Source organism: Hymenobacter glaciei, from assembly GCF_039539585.1.
Classification (GTDB): Bacteria; Bacteroidota; Bacteroidia; order Cytophagales; family Hymenobacteraceae; genus Hymenobacter; species Hymenobacter glaciei.
This window is the reverse complement of sequence record NZ_BAABDK010000025.1, coordinates 40,602-59,548: the sequence shown is the minus strand read 5'-3', so window position 1 is coordinate 59,548 and position 18,947 is coordinate 40,602. Positions and strand designations below refer to the sequence as shown.

General features: G+C 60.2%; 16 protein-coding genes. 12 read left to right on the top strand and 4 right to left on the bottom strand.

The features are described from left to right. Positions 1-144: 144 nt before the first annotated feature. Both ABD837_RS15595 and ABD837_RS15590 read right to left on the bottom strand, forming a co-directional pair. On the bottom strand, positions 145-792 hold the full coding sequence (locus ABD837_RS15595; RefSeq protein ID WP_345056312.1) for a T9SS type A sorting domain-containing protein: 648 nt from the start codon (positions 790-792) through the stop codon (positions 145-147). Between the two features lie 287 nt (positions 793-1,079). Beyond that, a complete protein-coding gene (locus tag ABD837_RS15590) occupies positions 1,080-1,799 on the bottom strand; it encodes a biotin--[acetyl-CoA-carboxylase] ligase (RefSeq protein WP_345056310.1) in 720 nt (239 codons plus the stop codon). Between the two features lie 106 nt (positions 1,800-1,905). Between ABD837_RS15590 and rsfS the strand changes: the two genes are divergently transcribed. From rsfS to ABD837_RS15545, 9 genes are all read left to right on the top strand, one after another. Beyond that, complete coding sequence (rsfS, locus tag ABD837_RS15585; protein WP_345056308.1) at positions 1,906-2,286, top strand: ribosome silencing factor; 381 nt, start codon at positions 1,906-1,908, stop codon at positions 2,284-2,286. Positions 2,287-2,549: 263 nt separating this feature from the next. After that, on the top strand, positions 2,550-4,667 hold the full coding sequence (gene ftsH, locus ABD837_RS15580; RefSeq protein WP_345056306.1) for an ATP-dependent zinc metalloprotease FtsH: 2,118 nt from the start codon (positions 2,550-2,552) through the stop codon (positions 4,665-4,667). A 132-nt stretch (positions 4,668-4,799) separates the two neighbouring features. Further along, the gene (locus ABD837_RS15575; protein ID WP_345056303.1) at positions 4,800-5,459 is read left to right on the top strand and encodes a LutC/YkgG family protein; all 660 of its coding nucleotides are present in this window, start codon (positions 4,800-4,802) and stop codon (positions 5,457-5,459) included. A gap of 88 nt (positions 5,460-5,547) precedes the next feature. Further along, complete coding sequence (locus ABD837_RS15570) at positions 5,548-6,330, top strand: UDP-2,3-diacylglucosamine diphosphatase (RefSeq protein ID WP_345056301.1); 783 nt, start codon at positions 5,548-5,550, stop codon at positions 6,328-6,330. A gap of 97 nt (positions 6,331-6,427) precedes the next feature. Further along, positions 6,428-7,327 (top strand): hypothetical protein, encoded by a 900-nt coding sequence (locus tag ABD837_RS15565; protein WP_345056299.1) that lies wholly within the window; start codon positions 6,428-6,430, stop codon positions 7,325-7,327. Positions 7,328-7,434: 107 nt separating this feature from the next. After that, complete coding sequence (locus ABD837_RS15560; protein WP_345056297.1) at positions 7,435-8,601, top strand: zinc-dependent alcohol dehydrogenase; 1,167 nt, start codon at positions 7,435-7,437, stop codon at positions 8,599-8,601. A gap of 410 nt (positions 8,602-9,011) precedes the next feature. Beyond that, complete coding sequence (locus ABD837_RS15555; protein WP_345056295.1) at positions 9,012-9,395, top strand: hypothetical protein; 384 nt, start codon at positions 9,012-9,014, stop codon at positions 9,393-9,395. 127 nt (positions 9,396-9,522) lie between these two features. Further along, a complete protein-coding gene (locus tag ABD837_RS15550; RefSeq protein ID WP_345056293.1) occupies positions 9,523-10,170 on the top strand; it encodes an NHL repeat-containing protein in 648 nt (215 codons plus the stop codon). A gap of 161 nt (positions 10,171-10,331) precedes the next feature. Next, positions 10,332-12,953: a S8 family peptidase gene (locus tag ABD837_RS15545; protein ID WP_345056291.1), complete on the top strand. Its 2,622-nt coding sequence runs from the start codon at positions 10,332-10,334 to the stop codon at positions 12,951-12,953. A gap of 493 nt (positions 12,954-13,446) precedes the next feature. Here ABD837_RS15545 and ABD837_RS15540 read toward each other — a convergent pair whose 3' ends face one another. After that, entirely contained in the window at positions 13,447-14,253 is an 807-nt protein-coding gene (locus ABD837_RS15540; RefSeq protein ID WP_345056289.1) for a M57 family metalloprotease, read from the bottom strand. A 528-nt stretch (positions 14,254-14,781) separates the two neighbouring features. Between ABD837_RS15540 and ABD837_RS15535 the strand changes: the two genes are divergently transcribed. Both ABD837_RS15535 and ABD837_RS15530 read left to right on the top strand, forming a co-directional pair. After that, complete coding sequence (locus tag ABD837_RS15535) at positions 14,782-16,440, top strand: PSP1 domain-containing protein (RefSeq protein ID WP_345056286.1); 1,659 nt, start codon at positions 14,782-14,784, stop codon at positions 16,438-16,440. Between the two features lie 37 nt (positions 16,441-16,477). After that, the gene (locus ABD837_RS15530; RefSeq protein WP_345056284.1) at positions 16,478-16,975 is read left to right on the top strand and encodes a gliding motility lipoprotein GldH; all 498 of its coding nucleotides are present in this window, start codon (positions 16,478-16,480) and stop codon (positions 16,973-16,975) included. A gap of 141 nt (positions 16,976-17,116) precedes the next feature. On the opposite strand, the gene ABD837_RS15525 is transcribed toward ABD837_RS15530, so the two are convergent. Further along, positions 17,117-17,311: a cold-shock protein gene (locus ABD837_RS15525; RefSeq protein WP_345056282.1), complete on the bottom strand. Its 195-nt coding sequence runs from the start codon at positions 17,309-17,311 to the stop codon at positions 17,117-17,119. 234 nt (positions 17,312-17,545) lie between these two features. Here ABD837_RS15525 and ABD837_RS15520 point away from each other — a divergent pair, with 234 nt between their 5' ends. Further along, positions 17,546-18,805, top strand: a complete 1,260-nt coding sequence (locus ABD837_RS15520) for a hypothetical protein (RefSeq protein ID WP_345056280.1) — start codon at positions 17,546-17,548, stop codon at positions 18,803-18,805. The last annotated feature ends 142 nt before the right edge of the window (positions 18,806-18,947 follow it).

Genomic DNA, 18,947 nt, shown 5'->3' with positions numbered 1-18,947 from the left:
GGCCGGAACAAGAAGCAGGCGTATTGGTGAAAAGGCAAAAGTAGGCAATGCACCGTTGCACCGCGCCACCAACTGTCAATTCGGGCTAGAAACACAAAAAGCAGCCCGAGGCTGCTTTTTGTCAAATCATTAAGTCGTGCTCGGCTAGTTCTGCAGCACGAGGCGCTTGGTAGTGGTCACCCGGCCATCTACCAGCAGGCTGTAGAAATACACGCCGGCGTGCAAATCACCCAGGTCGAGGGGCAGACCCGTGGCCGTCAGTTCGGGCCGCAGGGCCACCGTGCGCACTTCCTGGCCGATGATGTTGCTCAGGCGCAGCTTGTAGTCGGCACCGGCTTTCTGGTTGAGCTGCACCGTTACCTGTCCGCGCGAGGGGTTGGGGTATACATTCAGTTCCACGCCGGCGGCGCGGGCATCGAGCGTGGCCGTGGCCGTACCTGCCACAGTCAGAACACCGTATTGGCCTATTCCCGGTGCACCATGCGCCGTGCAGTGGTACGCGAAGGTGCCCGGCGTGCTGAACGTCCGCATAAAAGTGGTGTTGCTTTGGTTCATCTGGAACGTGGCCCAGGCCCCATTATCCGACGCGGTTGGGTGGCTGAGCTGCCCAACGTAGCTCCACGTCACCACATCGCCCACATTAATGGTGCGGATGTCGCGGTCCTGCGTGGTATTGCCGGGACCATGGTAGAAATTGTCGCCGACCAGAATGGTGATGTTGGCAGCCAGCGTGGGCGCCAGCGACAAAACCAGCAGGGCCAACGCAACCATCGAACGAGTAAAGAGTTGCATAGTTAAAGCGGAAGGAGTGATGGTGAAGAGGAGAAATTGCTGTGTTAAAGATTTACAAGCACCGTGCCGGGTTGCAGCGTGCCAGGCTGTCAGCTAACACCAGCAGCTGCCTTTCAGTTTGATAGACTGCAACAGGGCGCAAAAGTTAAATACTGGTGGCATTGCTAACTCGCACCATTGACCAAAACGGTTGTCTCGGGGAATATTTTTTATTCGCAATCCTCCATATTTCCCTTGGGCCACTGCCTTGGGCCACTCCCTTGATGCGCCGCCCGCCGTTTTGGTTGCTAGGCGTGCCGAATTTCCTGCAGGCCAAACCGGCGCAGCTCGTTGCCAATGGCCACGGCCAGCCGCCCGTCGTCCTCCACCCCAACAATCTGGCCGTCCACGGTTTTTCCGTCGATGATGAAGGGGTGCGTTTCCTGGTAACGGTACAGGGCCTGCAGGTAGTCGCGCCGCAGGGTGCCCACCTGCCCGGCCCGCAGCTGCAGGTAGCGCCGCTCCAGGCACTCCAGCAGGCGAGCCGCCAGGGTGGCGCGGTCGTAGGCCCGGCCGGTAAGCCGCGCAAACGAAGTGGCCGTGGGCAGCGCCAGCTCCTGCTGGTTAATGTTCAGGCCAATGCCGACGATGCTATATTGAATTCTTGGCCCGCTCAGGCTGTTCTCAATCAGGATGCCCCCCAGCTTCTGGTTGCCGTAATAGAGGTCGTTGGGCCACTTCAGCTTTAGCAGCGGGTCGGGGCCGAGCAGGGCCGTGGCCCAGTCGTGCACGCCCAACGCCACGGCCTGGCTGAGGCGAAACTGTTCGGTGGCGGCCAGAAACGTTGGCTGCCACACCACCGACAGCATCAGGTTTTCGGCGGGCGCGCCTTGCCACTGGTTGCCCCGCTGGCCCCGGCCGGCGGTCTGAAAGTCCGTTATGACGGTGCAGCCTTCGCTGGCCCGGTTTTGGAGAATCATGGTTTGAGCCTCCGAATTGGTCGAGGCGCAGGCCGGCAGCCATAACATTTGTTGGCCCGTAAATAGGGTTTGAGGGGTGACAACCACAGCCTTCTTGCGCGTATCGTTAACTTCGTAGACTTTCAGCTGTAAAGCTCACACATAACAAGACAATATGAAAAGTACGTTGGTCCGTCAGGATTCGGACACATTGGCAGATTTGGTCGTTCGCGGCATGCAGGACAAAAAGGCGTCCGACATCGTGGTCCTGAATCTGAAGGAATTAAAAAATGCGGTTGCCGATTATTTCATCATCTGCTCGGCTAACTCCGACACGCAGCTTGATGCCGTAGCCCGCTCGGTAGAAGAGGAAATCGAAAAAGTAACCGGCGAAAGCCCTTGGCAAACCGAAGGCCGCACCAACCGTGAGTGGGTGCTGCTCGACTATGTCGACGTAGTGGTACACGTTTTTCTGCGCGACCGCCGCAAGTTCTACGCCCTCGAAGAGCTGTGGGGCGATGCTGATATCAGCTACATCGAATCGGAGCCGGCATAGTTAGCGGCGCCCTGATGCATCGTACTGATTAAAGAACGTCATGCAGAGCGCAGCGAAGCATCTCGCGTGTCGCAGTAATCAAAATCGCTGAACGATTGAGTTACTTCCACCAGCGAGATGCTTCGCTGCGCTCTGCATGACGTTCTTTTTACTGCCACAAAGTAAAATAAACCCGTACCCATTGCGTCTTCGTTTTTGCCGAACATTTGTTTTCGGCGCGGTGTTTTGCTTCTACCTATCCTCGGTTTTAAGTAACTATTTTCATGTCGGATAAAAATCTGAATAACAACAAAAAGAAGAAGCCCCTGGCCCCGGTGCCCAACCCGCGTCCGGGTTTGCAGTTGTGGGTGCTGGCCGGCTTGCTGATATTCCTTTTCGGAGTGATGGTGGTCAACAACATGAACTCACCCGCCAAAATCAACCAGCAACGCTTCGAAGGCATGCTGGCGGCTGGCGAAGTGCAGGCCGTTACCATCATCAGCAACCAGAAAGTGGTGGAGGTAACGCTAAAAGAAGCGGGCCGCGCCAAATACAAACAGGAACTTACCCGTCGCTCGCCCTTTGGCGGCGATGGCGTTGGCTCGCAGTTCTACTTCCCGGTAGTGGACGCCAAGCTGTTCCAGGAAAACCTGGATGCGCTGCAAAAAGACGTGCCTGCCGCGCAACGCCTGCCCCTCAACATTGAGGAGCGGTCGAGTCCCGGCGATTACATCGGTACCTACGGCTTCATTGTGTTGATGATTGTCGGATTCTGGTTCCTGATGCGCCGCATGGGTAGCGCCAGTGGCCCCGGTGGCCAGATTTTCAGCATCGGCAAGAGTAAAGCGGCGCTGTTTGAGGGCGGCGATAAGGTGAAAATCACCTTTAAAGACGTGGCCGGGCTCGAAGAGGCCAAGGAGGAAGTGCAGGAGATTGTGGAATTCCTCAAGAACCCCGGCAAATTCACCATCCTCGGCGGCAAAATTCCCAAGGGTGCGCTGCTGGTGGGTCCTCCCGGTACCGGTAAGACCTTGTTGGCTAAAGCGGTAGCTGGCGAAGCTGACGTGCCGTTCTTCTCGCTTTCGGGTTCCGATTTCGTCGAGATGTTTGTGGGCGTCGGCGCGGCGCGGGTACGGGACCTGTTCAAGCAGGCCAAGGCTAAAGCTCCGTGCATCATCTTCATTGACGAGATTGACGCCGTGGGCCGCTCGCGTAGCAAGGGCTCGATGCCCGGCGGTAACGACGAGCGCGAAAACACCCTGAACTCGCTGCTGGTGGAAATGGACGGTTTCGGTACCGACTCCGGCGTTATTATTCTAGCCGCTACCAACCGTCCCGATACCCTTGACTCGGCCCTGCTGCGTCCCGGCCGTTTCGACCGTCAAATCAGCATCGATAAGCCGGACATCAACGGCCGTACCCAGATTTTTAATGTGCACCTGAAGCCGCTGACGCTGGGCCCCGATGTGGATGCCAAGCGCCTTTCGGCCCAGACTCCCGGCTTTGCCGGCGCAGAAATTGCCAACGTCTGCAACGAGGCGGCCCTTATTGCCGCCCGCCGCGACAAGAAATTCATCACCGACCAAGACTTCACCGATGCCATCGACCGCGTGATTGGCGGTTTGGAGAAGAAGAACAAAATCATCTCGCCCGGCGAGAAGCGCATAGTGGCCTACCACGAGGCCGGCCATGCCATCGCGGGCTGGTTCCTCGAGCACGTCGACCCGCTGGTGAAGGTGAGCATTGTACCCCGTGGGGTGGCGGCTCTGGGTTACGCCCAGTACCTGCCCAAGGAGCAATTCCTCTACAATACCGAGCAGTTGACCGACGAAATGTGCATGGCTCTGGGTGGCCGCGCCGCCGAGGAACTGGTGTTCGGAAAGATTTCGACCGGCGCGTTGAGCGACCTGGAGCGCATCACCAAGATGGCCTATTCCATGGTGACGATGTATGGCATGAATGCCAAGCTCGGCAACGTGTCGTTCTACGATTCGAAAGGACAGAACGAATACGGCTTCTCGAAGCCTTACTCGGAAGCAACCTCGCAGGTAATTGACGAGGAAGTCCGCACCATTATCGAAAATGCCTACACTCGTACCAAGGAACTCCTGACCGAGCGCCGCCACGAACTGGAGGTAGTAGCCAAAGAGCTACTGGAGAAAGAGGTGCTGCAACAGGAAGACCTGACCCGCCTCGTAGGAAAGCGCCCCTTCGACAACCAGACCAACTACCAGGCCCACATGGCGGGCACCGACCGTAGCGAAACCGCTTCGGAGGTGAAAGGCGAACAGGCCGCGGGCGGTAAACTCGGCAGCGACCTGCCCGACCTGAACCTGCCCGGCCTCGACGATAACCGCAACAACGAAGCGCCCACTGCCAGCGGCAGCGCAGTTGCCGGCTAGTAGCGCGACTTTCAGTTCACGTCTCCCGCCGCCTCCACGATTATCGTTCTGAGACGCGAACTGGAAAGTTCGCGCTACGAGAAGCCAGCCCTTTCGCGGGGCTGGCTTTTTTTATGTCCTTACTTTTGTGTTATGTCTGAATCTTCCCGCGATGCCGTGCTGGCCCGCATCCGCCAGGGCCTGGCGGCTGGCCCGGCTCCGCTGCCGCCCCGTCCTGACTTTGCGGCCCCCGTGCACCCGCCCCTAAGCAACTCCGACGTGGTGGTAGCCTTTGCCGAGCGGTTCCAGCAGATTGGGGGCGAGTTTCATTACTGCGAAACCCTGGTGGATTTGGCTACACAGCTGGCGGCTTTCCGCGAGCGGCAGCAGGTGGGTGCGCCTTACGTGTGGGAGCCCGATTTGCAGGCCGTGCTGCAGGCCGCCGGCGTAGCCTTTCGCGCCCAAGAAGATGATTTCATTGCCAACGCCGACCTCAGCCTGACTTCGTGCGAGGTGCTGGTGGCCCGCACCGGCAGCGTGCTGGTTTCGGCCGCCACCGGCAGCGGGCGGCGGCTGAGCATCTACCCCGACCAGCACCTGGTGCTGGCTCGACCCAGCCAGGTGGTGGCCGAAATCGGCGATGCCCTGCGCGTGATGCAGGAGCGCTACGGTGCTGCTATGCCCTCAATGGTGTCGCTCACCAGTGGCCCCAGCCGCACGGCCGACATCGAAAAAACCCTCGTGCTGGGCGCGCACGGCCCACGCCGCATTGCGCTGTTCTTGCTGGAAGAAGAAGACGCTACGCTTAATTAAGAATGAAGAATGAGGAATGAAAAATGAGTGGTTAACGCTCACCCTTTCAAATCTTCATTCTTCATTCTTCATTCCTCTATTAAACTGAATGAAGTCGCCCCATTTGCTTTCCGATGTTATTCTGCCGCCTGGTAAGCGGGTCTATTTTGCCTCTGACTTCCACCTCGGAGCACCGGATGCCGCGTCCTCACTGGCGCGGGAAAAGCGCATTGTGCGCTGGCTGGATGAGGCCGCCAAGGACGCGGCCGCCATTTACCTGCTGGGCGACATCTTCGATTTTTGGTTTGAGTACAAGCACGCCATACCACGGGGTTTCAGCCGCTTGCAGGGCAAGCTGGCCGAGCTGACCGATGGCGGCCTGCCCATTACCATCTTCACCGGCAACCACGACATGTGGATGTTCGGCTACTTCACCCAGGAAATGGGGATTCCGGTGCTGCGGCAGGAGGTGAGCCAGCGCATCGGCGACAAGATGTTCCATATCGGGCACGGCGACGGCCTGGGGCCGAAAGACTACAGCTACAAAGCCCTGAAGCAGGTGTTCACCTCCGGCGTGGCGCAGTGGCTCTTTGCGCGGCTGCACCCCAACTTCGGCATTGGCCTGGCCAACACATGGAGCCGCCGCAGCCGCATGCAGTCTGGCAAAGAAGACAGCAAGTATTTCGGCGACGAGGAGTGGCTGCTGCAATACTGCCGCGAGGTGGAAGCCCAGCACCACCACGACTACTACGTATTTGGCCACCGCCACCTGCCGCTGGATGTGGAGGTGCGCCCCGGCAGCCGCTACGTGAACCTGGGGGAGTGGGTCAATTATTGCAGCTACGGCGTGTATGATGGCAACGAGCTGGCCTTGCGGCATTTTGAGCAGTAGGGAAAGTGTAGAGACGCGACCCATCGCGTCTCCGGGACCGCTCCAGAGGCACCGTACGGTGCGGTCCCGGAGACGCGATGGGTCGCGTCTCTACATCATGCTCTTCCTGCTGCTTGCTGCCCACGCCCGGGCCCAAACCACCGTGCCATCCGCCGCCTCATCGGCGCCGGCTTCTAAGCAAACGGTAGCTCCTGTGCAGCCGGCTCTTCAACCGCCGCTTGATGCAACGGGTGCGCCCACGGTGGCTGCCTGGAAACTGCTGCGTGTCATCAAGCTGCCCAATTCCGGCGCGGCATCGCTCGACCGGCGCGGGGCGCTGTACGTAGCCGATGCAGACAACAACCTGCGCCAGTACGGCCCCGAGGGCCTTCTGCTGAATACGTACGCGCCCGCTCAACCCGGCCACGCGGCGCAGGTAGAGGCGTGGAACGTGACCAGCACGCTCATTTTCAACGACGACCGGCAGCAGCTGGTACTGCTCGACAGGTTCCTAACGCCCATCAGCGAGGTGCGGCTGGGCGATGTGCTCGACGGCACGGTGCGCGTGGCCACGCTGGCCCCCGACAACAACATCTGGCTGCTCGATGAGAGCACGCTCACGTTGCGCGAGTTCGACCCCAATACCTTGCGCGCGGTGCAGAATACGCCGTTGGATTTGCTTATTGGCCGCTCACGGCCCGACTTTCGGTTCATTCGGCAGTACCAGAACAACATCTACCTCGTAGACCGCAGCACGGGTGTGTACGTGTTCGACAACCTCGGAAATTATAAGAAGAAACTGCCCTTCCCGGGGCTGAGCATGGTTGGGTTTCGGGGCGACGAGCTGTACTTCCTCGAAGCTGGCGCTATTCGCTTCTTCCACCTCTACAACCTGACCGAGCGGCGTGTAGCCTTACCCGCCGGCGTTGAACCCGGCGCGGTGCGTCAAGTATTGGTGGGCGAAAGCCACGCGTATATTTTTACACCAATGGGAGTAACAGTATATCAGCTACAATAATAGCAGTACGGACGAGGCTCGTTAGCTGAGCAATTGCTCCCAGGTAACCTGCCGGAAAATGGGGCCGTTAGGAAAGGAAGTCATTTCCACTGCTTCACCCCAGCCTTATGAAAGCTCTCCGAATTCACGGCCCCCGTGATGTCCGGGTCGATACCGTTGACGACCCCGAAATCCACGAGTCGCGCGATGCCATCATCCGCGTCACCAGCACGGCCATTTGCGGGTCCGACCTGCACATTTACAACGGCAGCATTCCGCAGCCCACGCCCCAAACGCTGGGCCACGAGTTCATGGGCATTGTGGAAGAAGTGGGCAAAGGCGTCACCAACCTCAAGCGCGGCGACCGGGTAGTGGTGCCCTTTCCGGTGGCGTGCGGCCACTGCCTGTTTTGCAACCACGAATTGCCGGGCCACTGCGAAAACTCCAACCCCGACCACTACGGCCCCGAGGGCGGCCTGATGACCGAAAAAGGCGGGGCCCTGTTCGGCTACACCAGCCTCTACGGGGGCTACGACGGCGGCCAGGCGGAGTACGTGCGCGTGCCCTACGCCAACAACGGCCCCCGCAAAGTGCCCGATAACCTGACCGATGAGCAGGTCCTGTTTCTCACCGACATCTTCCCCACCGGTTACTCCGGCATCGACTGGGCCGGGGTGAAGGGCGGCGAAACGGTGGCCATTTTCGGGGCGGGCCCGGTGGGCATTATGGCGGCCAAATCGGCGTGGTTGCGCGGCGCCAAGCGCGTCATCATCGTCGATACCCAGCAGTACCGCCTCGACATGGCGAAGAAAGCGGCCAAGGCCGAAGGCATTCTCTGGGAAAGCAACAAGCAGGTAGTCGACGAAATTCGGAGCATGAGCGGCGGCTACGGCGCCGATGTGTGCGTGGAGGCCGTGGGCTTTGAGCCCGACCGCAACCTGCTCGACCGCGCCAAGGCCGTGGCCAACCTCGAAAAAGGCTCCGACAAAGTGCTGCTGGCTTGCATGAGCGCCGTGCGCCGCGGCGGCTTCGTTTCGGTGCTGGGCGTATATTCTTCGCCGTTCGACAACTTCCCCATCCACCAGCTCTTCGACAAGGGCATCATCATGCAGGCCGGGCAGGCACCCGCCCACAAGCACATCGACAAGCTGCTGCAGCACGTGGCGAACGGCGATGTGAAGCTCGACGACATCATTACCCACCGCCTGCCGCTTTCGCAGGCCCCGCACGGCTACGACATCTTCCGCCACAAAAAGGACGGCTGCGTGAAGGTGGTGCTGAAGCCCGGCGAGTAAGTCCCGCCCGGCTCGCCGGAGCTCCGGTTTACTTTGCGGTAACCAGATTTCGGCAAAGCTGAATTAAAGTTTGACGAATTCAAGTTTCGGGTTGGCGCATGTGAGCTCATTTCTGGCAAATCAGGGTTTCATTCTGGCACATTAACGCTCGATTCTGCTGAATCGGAGTTCCATTCGGGCACATTGGAGTTCCATTCCGGCACATTGGCGCTCAATTATGCTGAATCGGGTTCCTTTTTGGCGAATCCGGATTCAATTACAACAAGTTGGAGTTCGATTTTCCCAAAAAGGAATCCATTTTGGGAAAATTGGACTCTCAAAATGGTTTTGGCAACCCGCATAATAGGATGATAGAAGCGCGTTACTATTTAGGTGCTTGAGTTTCACATTCCCTTAAGCTCCTATCTATCATGGCTCGCAAACCGCGCGTTGTTATTCCCACCAATCCCGGCGAGCTGATGAAGCTCACCGGCCTCGTCTACGCCCAGCACCAGAAACTGGGGAACAAGTCGCCGCTCGTCATCCTCGATTCGCCCACCTGGGACGAGCTGGGGCCCGACGTAGAAGCAGCCGCGGCCACCCAGGCCCGCATCGAAACCCTGGAGAAGGAGCTGAAAAGCCTCTATGGCCAGCGCGACCCGCACCTGGCCACTTTCACCGACCTCGACCGCCGCTCGCGCGACGTTCTGCTGGCCAAGCACAGCGCCAACCCCGCCATCCTCGGCGACTATGGCTTCGACGTGATTGAGGCCGCCGCTCCCGGCACGGCCGGCACGAAACCGCCGAAGCTGTAGCGGCTTGGAACTGCTGAATGAAACGCCCCGGCCGGTTTGGTCGGGGCGTTTTGCGTTGGCGCGTGCGTATGACTCAGGGACGGAAGGGTAGCTATATTTGAACAGGCCTTGCCGTTACTTGTCCATCATGCAAAGAATACCCGCCCTCCTTTTGCTGGGCTTTGCCGGGGTAGCCGGTACCAGCGGAGCCATCATTTCCGAGATTTTTATGGGTATCGGAACTTGGCAGTCCCGCATTGCCATTGCCGACAGCACCTACGATACTGGAAAAAAAGCCAGATTCTATGGCCCCGCCGGGGTGGCCGTGGATGCTGCGGGCACTGTGTATGTAGCCGATACGGGCGACAATACCATCCGTAAGATTAGCCCGGCGGGAAGAGTCGGTACCCTGGCTGGTTATAAAGGCATCTCCGGTAATGACGACGGGATTGGGGCAGCAGCATACTTCGTTGGCCCCACGGATGTAGCCGTTGATGCCGCTGGTACGGTGTATGTAGCCGATACGGGAAATAACACCATCCGTCGGATTAGTCCAGCCGGTGAGGTAAGCACGTGGGCCGGCATTGCGCACACCGAAGGCAACCGCAATGGGACTGGCGCGGCGGCGCGTTTCAACAGTCCGGTTGGCATCGCAGTAGATGTGACCGGTACCGTGTACGTAGCCGATGCCGGAAATCATCGCATCCGTAGAATTACGCCGGCAGGCGTGGTGGGCACGTTGGCTGGTGCGGGCCCCGGAAGCAATGAGCCCCGCACGTATAAGCATCGTGACTAACAGGTGCTTGGTGACTTCGCCAGGCAAACCAAGCAGCCCGGCGTGGCGAGGACAGCCACACATTGTTTTACCTTTGACCAGGGCGTTCGAGGCGGATTTCCCATCCGCATAATATGAAGTGCATGATGCAAAGTCGGCGTAAGGCAATAGCTAATTCAAAGATGCCAAACCATAACATTTGTGCCTTGCTGCTGGGGCTCTTGCTGCCGCAGCTACTCCAGGCACAAGCCCCGGCTGCTCGCTCGGCAGTAACGAAAATGGCCCCCGCATTGCAAGCTGCGGCAGACCAGCAGGCCCGCCCGCTACGCGTGCGCGTGGCCGACGGCCCGGCCTTCCGGCAGTGGGCTAGGCAGCACCAGCCCGCCGCGCAGCTAACCCAGCCGGGGGCCGATGCCCGCACCCTCTCCGTGACCGGCTTCACGGCGGCGCAGCTGGCCGCCGCGCCGGGCGTAGAATTCGTGGATGTGGCCGAGCGCCGCGCTCACGATGAAAGCCGCCTCGGCAATTCCGACCTCTCGGTGAATGCCATCTCAACGGTGCACGCCCGCTTTCCCGAACTCACCGGACAGGGCCTCACTGCCTCTGTAAGAGAGAATCCTTTCGACCCCGACGACATTGACTTTAAAGGCCGCGTGGTAAACCCGGGTGCGTTTGCCAAGCCTTATTCCAGCCACGCCATGGTTACGGCTACGCTGTTGGGCGGGGCCGGCAACTCCGACCCGTTAGGGCGGGGCGTGGCCCGGGCCGTGCGGCTGACAACTATCGGCTATCCTGACTTCTTCCCCAACAATGGCACGCAACTCACCCAAGCGGGCGTGTCGGTGCAAAACCACTCGTATGGTCCCGGAAGCATAGAGAACTATTATGGTCTTGAAGCGCAGGCGTATGACCAGCACACGCAGCAGTTTCCGCTGCTGCTGCACGTGTTTTCGGCCGGCAACGTAGGCACGCAGGCCAGCTCCAGCGGTAGTTACAAAGGCATTGCCCGGTTTGCCAACGTCACCGGGCAATTCAAAATGTCGAAGAACACGCTCACGGTAGGTGCGACCGACCCGAATGGGCAAGTGGGCGCGCTCAGCTCGCGCGGGCCCGCTTACGACGGTCGCGTCAAGCCCGAGCTGGTGGCCTACGGCGAGGGTGGCACTTCCGAATCGACTGCGCTGGTGTCGGGCACCGGCATCCTGCTGCAGCAACAATACCGCGACCAGCACGCGGGCACCTTGCCACCCGCTGCCCTTGTGAAAGCCGTGCTCCTGAACAGCGCCGACGACCTGGGTACACCCGAAGTCGACTTCCTCAGCGGTTTCGGGCAGCTTGATGCGCTCGGAGCCGTGAATACCATGCGCGCTGGTCGCTTCTTCGGCGGCACCGCTTCACAGGGGGGCGACCAGGTTTTCCGCATCACGATGCCCGCCGGCCAGCAGCAGCTGAAAGCCACGCTGGTTTGGAGCGACCCTGCTGCCGCTGCCAATGCGGCCACTGCCCTCGTAAACGACCTCGACCTGGAACTGGTGGCCGTGGGCACGGGCCAGCGCTGGCTGCCCTGGGCCCTGAGCGCCTACCCGAACGCCGACTCGCTGGCTCGCCCCGCTCGCCGCCGTCCCGACCACCTCAACAACGCCGAGCAAATTACCCTGGCGCTGCCCGCCGCCGGCACTTACGAGTTGCACGTGCGGGGTTTCGCCGTGCCGCAGGGAGCTCAGGCGTTCAGCCTGGTCTACGAATACAGCCCGCCGGGCCTCACCTGGACTTACCCGGCTCGGCCCGATAACCTGCGGCCCGGCACGACTGCCACCCTGCGCTGGCAGTGGAGCGGCCCCGCCACTGCTACTGCCCGCCTCGATTACCGCCCCGTGGGCCGCTCCAGCTGGCGCGTGCTGAGTGCGTCGGTTCCCTTAGCCACCAACCGCACCACCTGGGTTGTACCCGATACTGCTACGCTGGCGCAGCTACGGCTGGTAAGTACTGGCAGCGAGTATGCCTCCGATACGTTTGCCATTGTGCGTGCTCCCGGGCTACAGGTCGGCTACGCCTGTCCCGATGAGGCTCTGCTGTACTGGCCGCGCATTCCGGGGGTGGCCCGCTACCAGGTGTACCAGTTGGGCGCCACTTACCTGGAGCCCCTCACGCAAACGGCCGATACGTCCCTGGTACTTGGGCGCGCCCAATTGCCGACAATCTACTACGCCGTGGCTCCCATAGTGGGCGGGCGCGTGGGCCAGCCGGGCACCACCATCAACTACACCACGCAGGGCACCGCGTGCTACTTTCGCTCTTTTCTGCCCCGCCAGCTGGTCGATGAAACCATCCGGTTCGATGTGATTTTGGGTACGGTATACCGACTGAAATCGGCTACCCTGGAGCGTCAGCGGCCCGATGGCACCTTTGAGGCTGTCCAAACAATCAGCCCGGTTAGCAGCACCCGCTTTATGTTTACCGATGAGCCGCCTGCTGCTGCTCGCTACCTCTACCGCGTACGCCTCGAGAACCTTGCCGGCCAACAATTCTATAGCGGTACAGAAGAGGTTTTCCTGCTGCGGGCCGGCCTCACGCAGGCGTACCCCAACCCGGTAACGGCCGGGCAACCCCTGCAGCTGGTAGCCAATACGGCCGGTTCGGTTAGGGTGCAGCTCTACGATATGCTGGGCCGGTTCCAACGTGCGACCACATTTGATGGCCAAATCAATCAGCTTGAAACAACTGGCCTTCGCCCCGGCGTGTATTTGCTGCGGGTGCAAGCCGAAGGCCAAGCACAGCAGGTTATTCGGGTTGTGATACAGTAACTAATTATCTGCATGGCGTTTAGCTTCCCGACGCTTGCAAAGGGCTTTACCGTGTTTGCACCGGTCTGTTTCGACTCGCGCAAACGAGGTAAGGCCCTTTTAAGTAATCGAGCAGAAGTAATCAGGTCATCGTCCGGCCCGGTCCGACCGCCCTAGGCGGTCCGACCGGTTGTCGTCAGCGCAAAACTCGAGGTGCTTCAACCGGTCAGACCGCCTAGGGCGGTCGGACCGCGCCGATGCCGAATTACTTTTGCTCGACTACTTAGTCTGCTGGCTATTGCCGTTTGCTGCAGGCAGTGTCGGAGTAGCCGCACAGCAATGTTCAGCAGCGCGGACTGTGCACCCACCCCGAAAATTCGCTGCTATAACTTACGGTCCTTCGCTGCTAACGCCAAGGCCAGTTAGCAGCGAAGCACCGTGGCAGGGGGTAAGCACAAACAAAAAGCCCCGGCTCGTGAGAGCCGGGGCTTTTTGTTTGTGCTACTAGCGAAAGCTAGTAGATGTAGTTCAGGGCAGTGCGGTCGTTGGTGGTGAAGGGACGGTTTACGCCGTTGCCTACGCAAGCCAGCATCCAGGAGCTCGGCTCGGCCGACGAAGGCGTGCCGGGGATGAGGATAGCGCCTACGCTGCTAGCACCTTCGTTGGAGTAGCTACCACCGCAGCTATAAGCACGGTTGTAGTAGTCGGTGTGGCGCATGCCGATGCAGTGACCCATCTCGTGAGCCATGATGGTAGCGATGTAGTTCACGTTCGTGCTGTTGATGACGTTTGGAACCAGCGTGAAGCCAGGAGCAGGGTTGCCGCCGCTGGGGAAGCCACCCGACTGGCCGAGTACGCCCGGGCCAAGGTCAGATGAATACTTAACGGGCATCTGGGCGCCACTGCTAACGCGGCGGAAATTAAGCCGCAGGCCTTCTGCGTTGTAGCGACGGATTGCCTCGTCGATAGCCGACACGTAATATGAGTTGAACGAGCTGCTGATGCTCACTGTGAGCGTACGCGGCAGGTAGCCTACCAGGTTAGTGGTGCGGTACTGCTCATCTTGGCCGATGCGGAGGGTAGCGTAGCCGGGGGCGCTGGCCAGTAGCTCGTCGGTCAGCAGCATGTCGCCTTCCACTACGTAGCCGCCGTCAACTTTTTTAGCATCCTGGGTGCTGAAACCCAAGGCTTTGATTTGAGCCATTGCATCCTGCGAAACAGGTGCAGCAGCAACGGGGGTTTCTTCTTTTTTGCTGCACGACGAGAGGGATAGAGTCGCGGCGGCGAGGGCAAGGAAAGGGAGGAGTTTGAAATTTTTCATAGGGTTTTTCTGGTATTTGTTTGGTGAGGAATGCACGAATATAGCGGCAGTAAAATTGCAAACAAGCACTGTAAATAGCCCGATATTTTGCGAATTGTATAAAAAAGAGGCTGCTTGGCATTAAAAACAGCATTTTTTGAGCTTAAAATTTATCATAAATGCCAAAATTTTGTAAGTGGCAGTATAATAAACTATTAGAATAATGAAATCGGTTTAAGGATGGAGCACTAGCCTATCGCATAGGTTAGCTGCCAGGACCCAATTAGCAATGATGGTTGTTTCCTTAAACGCAGGTTGCATGTGCGCTCGAAGAGCCGCGCGCGGCGAGGACCCCCGATGGCCTGAAGCTCCCTGTCCTTATTGTGTATCTTTGCTAATAACCGAATTTTCGCGAAAATCTGCTTTTCGCTCAACTATATAAGTATCTGACTAGTGGCTTGTTCAACCTGTTCTTCCAGCGGCGGCTGCGGCACTAAGCCGGGCGGCTGCAAATCAAACGGTGGCTGTAGCACCGGCGGTTGCAACCGCATGAACGTCTTCGATTGGCTCCAGGATGTGGAGATACCCGACTCGTTTGCCGGTTTCGACCTAGTAGAGGTGCGCTTTAAGGGTGGCCGCAAGGAGTTTATGCGCAACGACTTGCGCCTGCCCCTCGTGACGGGCGATGCCGTGGTGGTGGATGCCGCCGGTAGCGGCTGGCACCTGGGCCATGTTTCGCTCAAGGGCGAACTCGTGCGGCTGCAAATGCGCAAAAAGAAAATCCCGACCGACTCGAAGGAAATCCGCAACATCCTCCGCGTGGCCACGCCCGACGACGAGGAGCGGTGGCAGGCCGTGCGCGACCTCGAAACCGGCACTATGTTCCGGGCCCGGGCCATGGTAAACGAGCTGCGCCTGCGCATGAAACTCTCGGACGTGGAGTACCAGGCCGACCGCACCCGCGCGCTATTCTATTATTCAGCCGACGACCGCGTGGATTTTCGCGAGCTTATTCGCCGCTTGGCCGATGAGTTTCGGGTGCGCGTGGAAATGCGCCAGATTTCGTTGCGGCAGGAGGCGGGCCGCATTGGCGGTATCGGCATCTGCGGGCGTGAACTGTGCTGCTCGACCTGGCTCACGGACTTCAAAACCGTAAGCACCACGGCCGCCCGCTACCAGAATCTGAGCTTGAACCCGCAGAAGCTGGCCGGCCAGTGCGGCCGTCTCAAGTGCTGCCTCAACTATGAGCTGGATGCGTACCTGGATGCGCTGAAAGACATTCCGCAGGTGCAGCGTCCGCTGAAAACCAGCAAGGGCGAAGCCTTTCTGCAGAAAACCGACATTTTCCGCCGCCGCATGTGGTTTGCCTTCAAAGGCGACAACAACTGGGTGATGCTTGACACGGCTCGCGTGCGCGAGCTGCTGGAGATGAACAAGCGCGGCGAGGTAATTGAAAGCCTACTGCCCCCTCGTGAGGAAGCGCCCGAGCCTGAAGTATCGGCCATCGTGGAAGGCTCGCTCGACCGCCTCGACGACAAAATCAAGTCGAGCGCCAAACGCAGCAAGCGCAAAAAGGGCCGCGCCGAGGGCGAAGCCGCTCCTGCCGAAGCCCGCGCCCCGCGTGAGGGCCGCGAGCCCCGTACCCCCCGCGAGCCCGGGGCTGCTCCTGCCGAAGCGCGTGCCCCGCGTGAGTCCCGCGAAGGCCGCCCGGCCCGCGAGCCCCGCGCTCCGCGCGACGGTCGCCGCCCCGTTGGCGCTGCCCCTGGCGGCCCCCGCCCACCCGAGCAAATGACCAGTCCCGGCCCCGGCGACCCCGACAACCCGGTGCCCGCCCTGGGCGATTTGCCGGAGCAGCGCGGCCGTCGGGGGGCTGCTGCCCGCCCCTTAAACCGCCGGGGTGGTCGTAGCCGCAGCGATGCCCCGCGCGATGGTGCCGCCCCTGCTCCGGAAGCAGGTGGCGAAGGCCGCCCCGAAGGAGGCCGTAATCGCCGGAGCGATGCCCCCCGCCGGGCCGATGACGGCAGTGCCACTCCGCGCCCTGCAGCCGAAGGCGGCGAAGCCCGCCCACGTCGTGGTGAGGGCGGCGAGCGCCGGCCCGAGGCTGGCACCCCACGCGAAGGCCGTGGCGGCCGCAACCGGCGCAGTGGCCGTGGCCCGGCTGGCGAGGGTGGCGCCCCTGCTGGAGCTCCGCCCGCAGCGGGGGCCTAGGCCCATCAGCTCGTTTGTTGCTTATTAGAATAACCGCATGAATCAGCGCATTGCTTCTTGTTTGACCATTGGCCTGGTGTTCGCGGGCCTGCTCACGGCCTGCGACCCCAACCAGGTATTTGAGCAAAACACCGACTTCCCCAACTACTCCTGGGACGTGCAGCAGAAGCCAGCTTTTACTTTCGCTATTGCCGATACAACCGCCCGGTACGATGTGTATTTCAGCGTGCGGTATGCTTCGGCCTATAGTTACTACAACCTGTATCTGCAGGCTTCGCTGAATGGGCCGGGCGGACCGGTGGGACGGCCCATGCTGCACCAGATGCTGCTGCTCGACCCCAAAACCGGCGAGCCCAAGGGCAAAGGAACCGGCGACATCTACGACCTGCAGGCTTTGGCCATGCCCAACCAGCGCTTTGCCAAGGCTGGCAGCTACACCCTTACCCTGGAGCAGTACATGCGCCAAGACCAGCTACCCGGCCTGATGGCTGTGGGGGTACGCGTGGCCAAACATGTTGATGCTAACAAGAAGTAGCGAGCAGTAAGGTTTTTGATAAAAAGCAACCGGCCGGTTCCGCACACTGCGGAACCGGCCGGTTGCTTTTTGGAGCCGTTCATTAATAACAAAGCGAAACGAAGCAATTCTGGCAGTGCTACCAATAGGTAGTGAGCCTTGCTATTGGATGCGCGTGACTTTGACGGCATTCGGGCCTTTTTTGCCCTCTTTGATGTCGAATTCCACCCGGTCGCCTTCCTGAATTTCGTGGATAAGGCCGGTTTGGTGGACGAATATTTCTTCCTGATTATCGTCGGCAACGATGAAGCCGAAGCCTTTAGAGTCGTTGTAGAACTTAACGGTACCGGTGAGCATAGTGGGGAGAGTGTTGATAATGAAACGCCGCCACACCTACTTAATAACAGCCCGACAGGGCTATTGAGAGCGGGAATAATTAGTTGCGGCGCAGCAAAGGTAAAATCTGGGCGGCGAACCAGCGGCATTGGGTAGCCAGACGCCCGCGCCCGGCCAACCAGCCAGCCAGGGGCGCGTATAGCCAAAAGGCAGTTAGCCTGCCAACTTACCCCTTACGCAGCCTTATCCTTCGCCATGCAGCACGAGCCCGAAAACCTGAACACTGAATCGAACGACATTGCCGGTAACCGCATCGACGGGCCGGTGGGCAACACGGCTACCCAGCATACAGCACCCGGCGCCGGGGTTGGCCAGCCCGGCGGTGCTCCCAACCAGCCCGGCAGTGCCGGCCAGGCAGCGGCACCCGTATCGAGCGAGTCGCTGGCTGCTTCCGAAACCAGCCCGGGCGAGGGCGGAATTGATGGGGAGGGCCAGGTCCAGGAGAATAAAGAAGTTAACCCTGCCGATGTGGACCCGGCCAGTGCTGCGCCCGGCGCAACTTATGGCGGCAACTTCAGCAACAGCACCCAGGGCAGCTACAACGACCAGCGCCGCCGCGACAACCAGGACAGCGACGCTGACCGCGGCGAATTCGGCGTAGAAAGCACAAATGGGACCACTCATGGTGGTTTCGGCAACCAGAACCGAATAGCCGACTACGAGCCCCGCAACTCGGCCGAAGACCAGTACTACGGCGGCCCCGGTGCCCCGGGCGTGCAGGACAATGCTTACCGGGCCTACGATGGCCACGACGAGCGGCCCGACCCGCGCACCCAATACGGCTTTGAGCGGGGCACCGCGCCGCTGCCCGATGGTGGCGAACCAGCAGCTGCTCCTGCAGCCCAACGCGGCGCGCTTGGCAGCCCAACCGGCGACAACCGCAACCAGCCCGACCGGGCCGACGCTGCCAGCGCCCATCAGGTTGATAATGGCTCGCGCAAAGGCCCCGATAGTGGCTTCGCGGACGATTACGGCCACACTTCACTACCTGGTGCCGGTGGCGGCTCATCGGCCCAGCCGGTGGCCGAGCAGCGCAACCAAACCGAGGACTACCTGCCCACGCCCAGCAACACCGACAGCCAAGGCCGGGCTACGGCGCCTGCCGCCACTACCGAAGTGCGCCCCACCGAGCCCGCTGACAGCGAAGGCTATAGCAACCTGCCCAATGAGGCTCCTGATTTCCAGACCGGCGACGACCGCAACGGCTACACCCAGCGGGAGGCCAACAACGGCGATGTCGCCCAAGGCATTGGCTCGCGTGGAGGCTCATATAATGATGCCTACGATGACAGCAAGCCCGGTAGCAACGTCGGCTCGCCCGCTGCCGGCGACCAGCGCCGCGAAGACCGGGATGCTAACTACGGCGAAGCTGCTCGCGAAGAAAACCGCGCATCCAGCGAAGACAACACGGCCGACCACGGTGCGCCCCGACGCAACGAAGGGCGGGATGAGTAGCAGGAGCAATGTACTCTAATGAAACATCCCGCTGAATGCAGCCTTAGGCTGCATTCAGCGGGATGTTTCGTGTATTACGCCATATAAAACTAGCGGTGGATTTTTACCCCGATATCATATTGGTAACGGGGGCGGCCGCCTA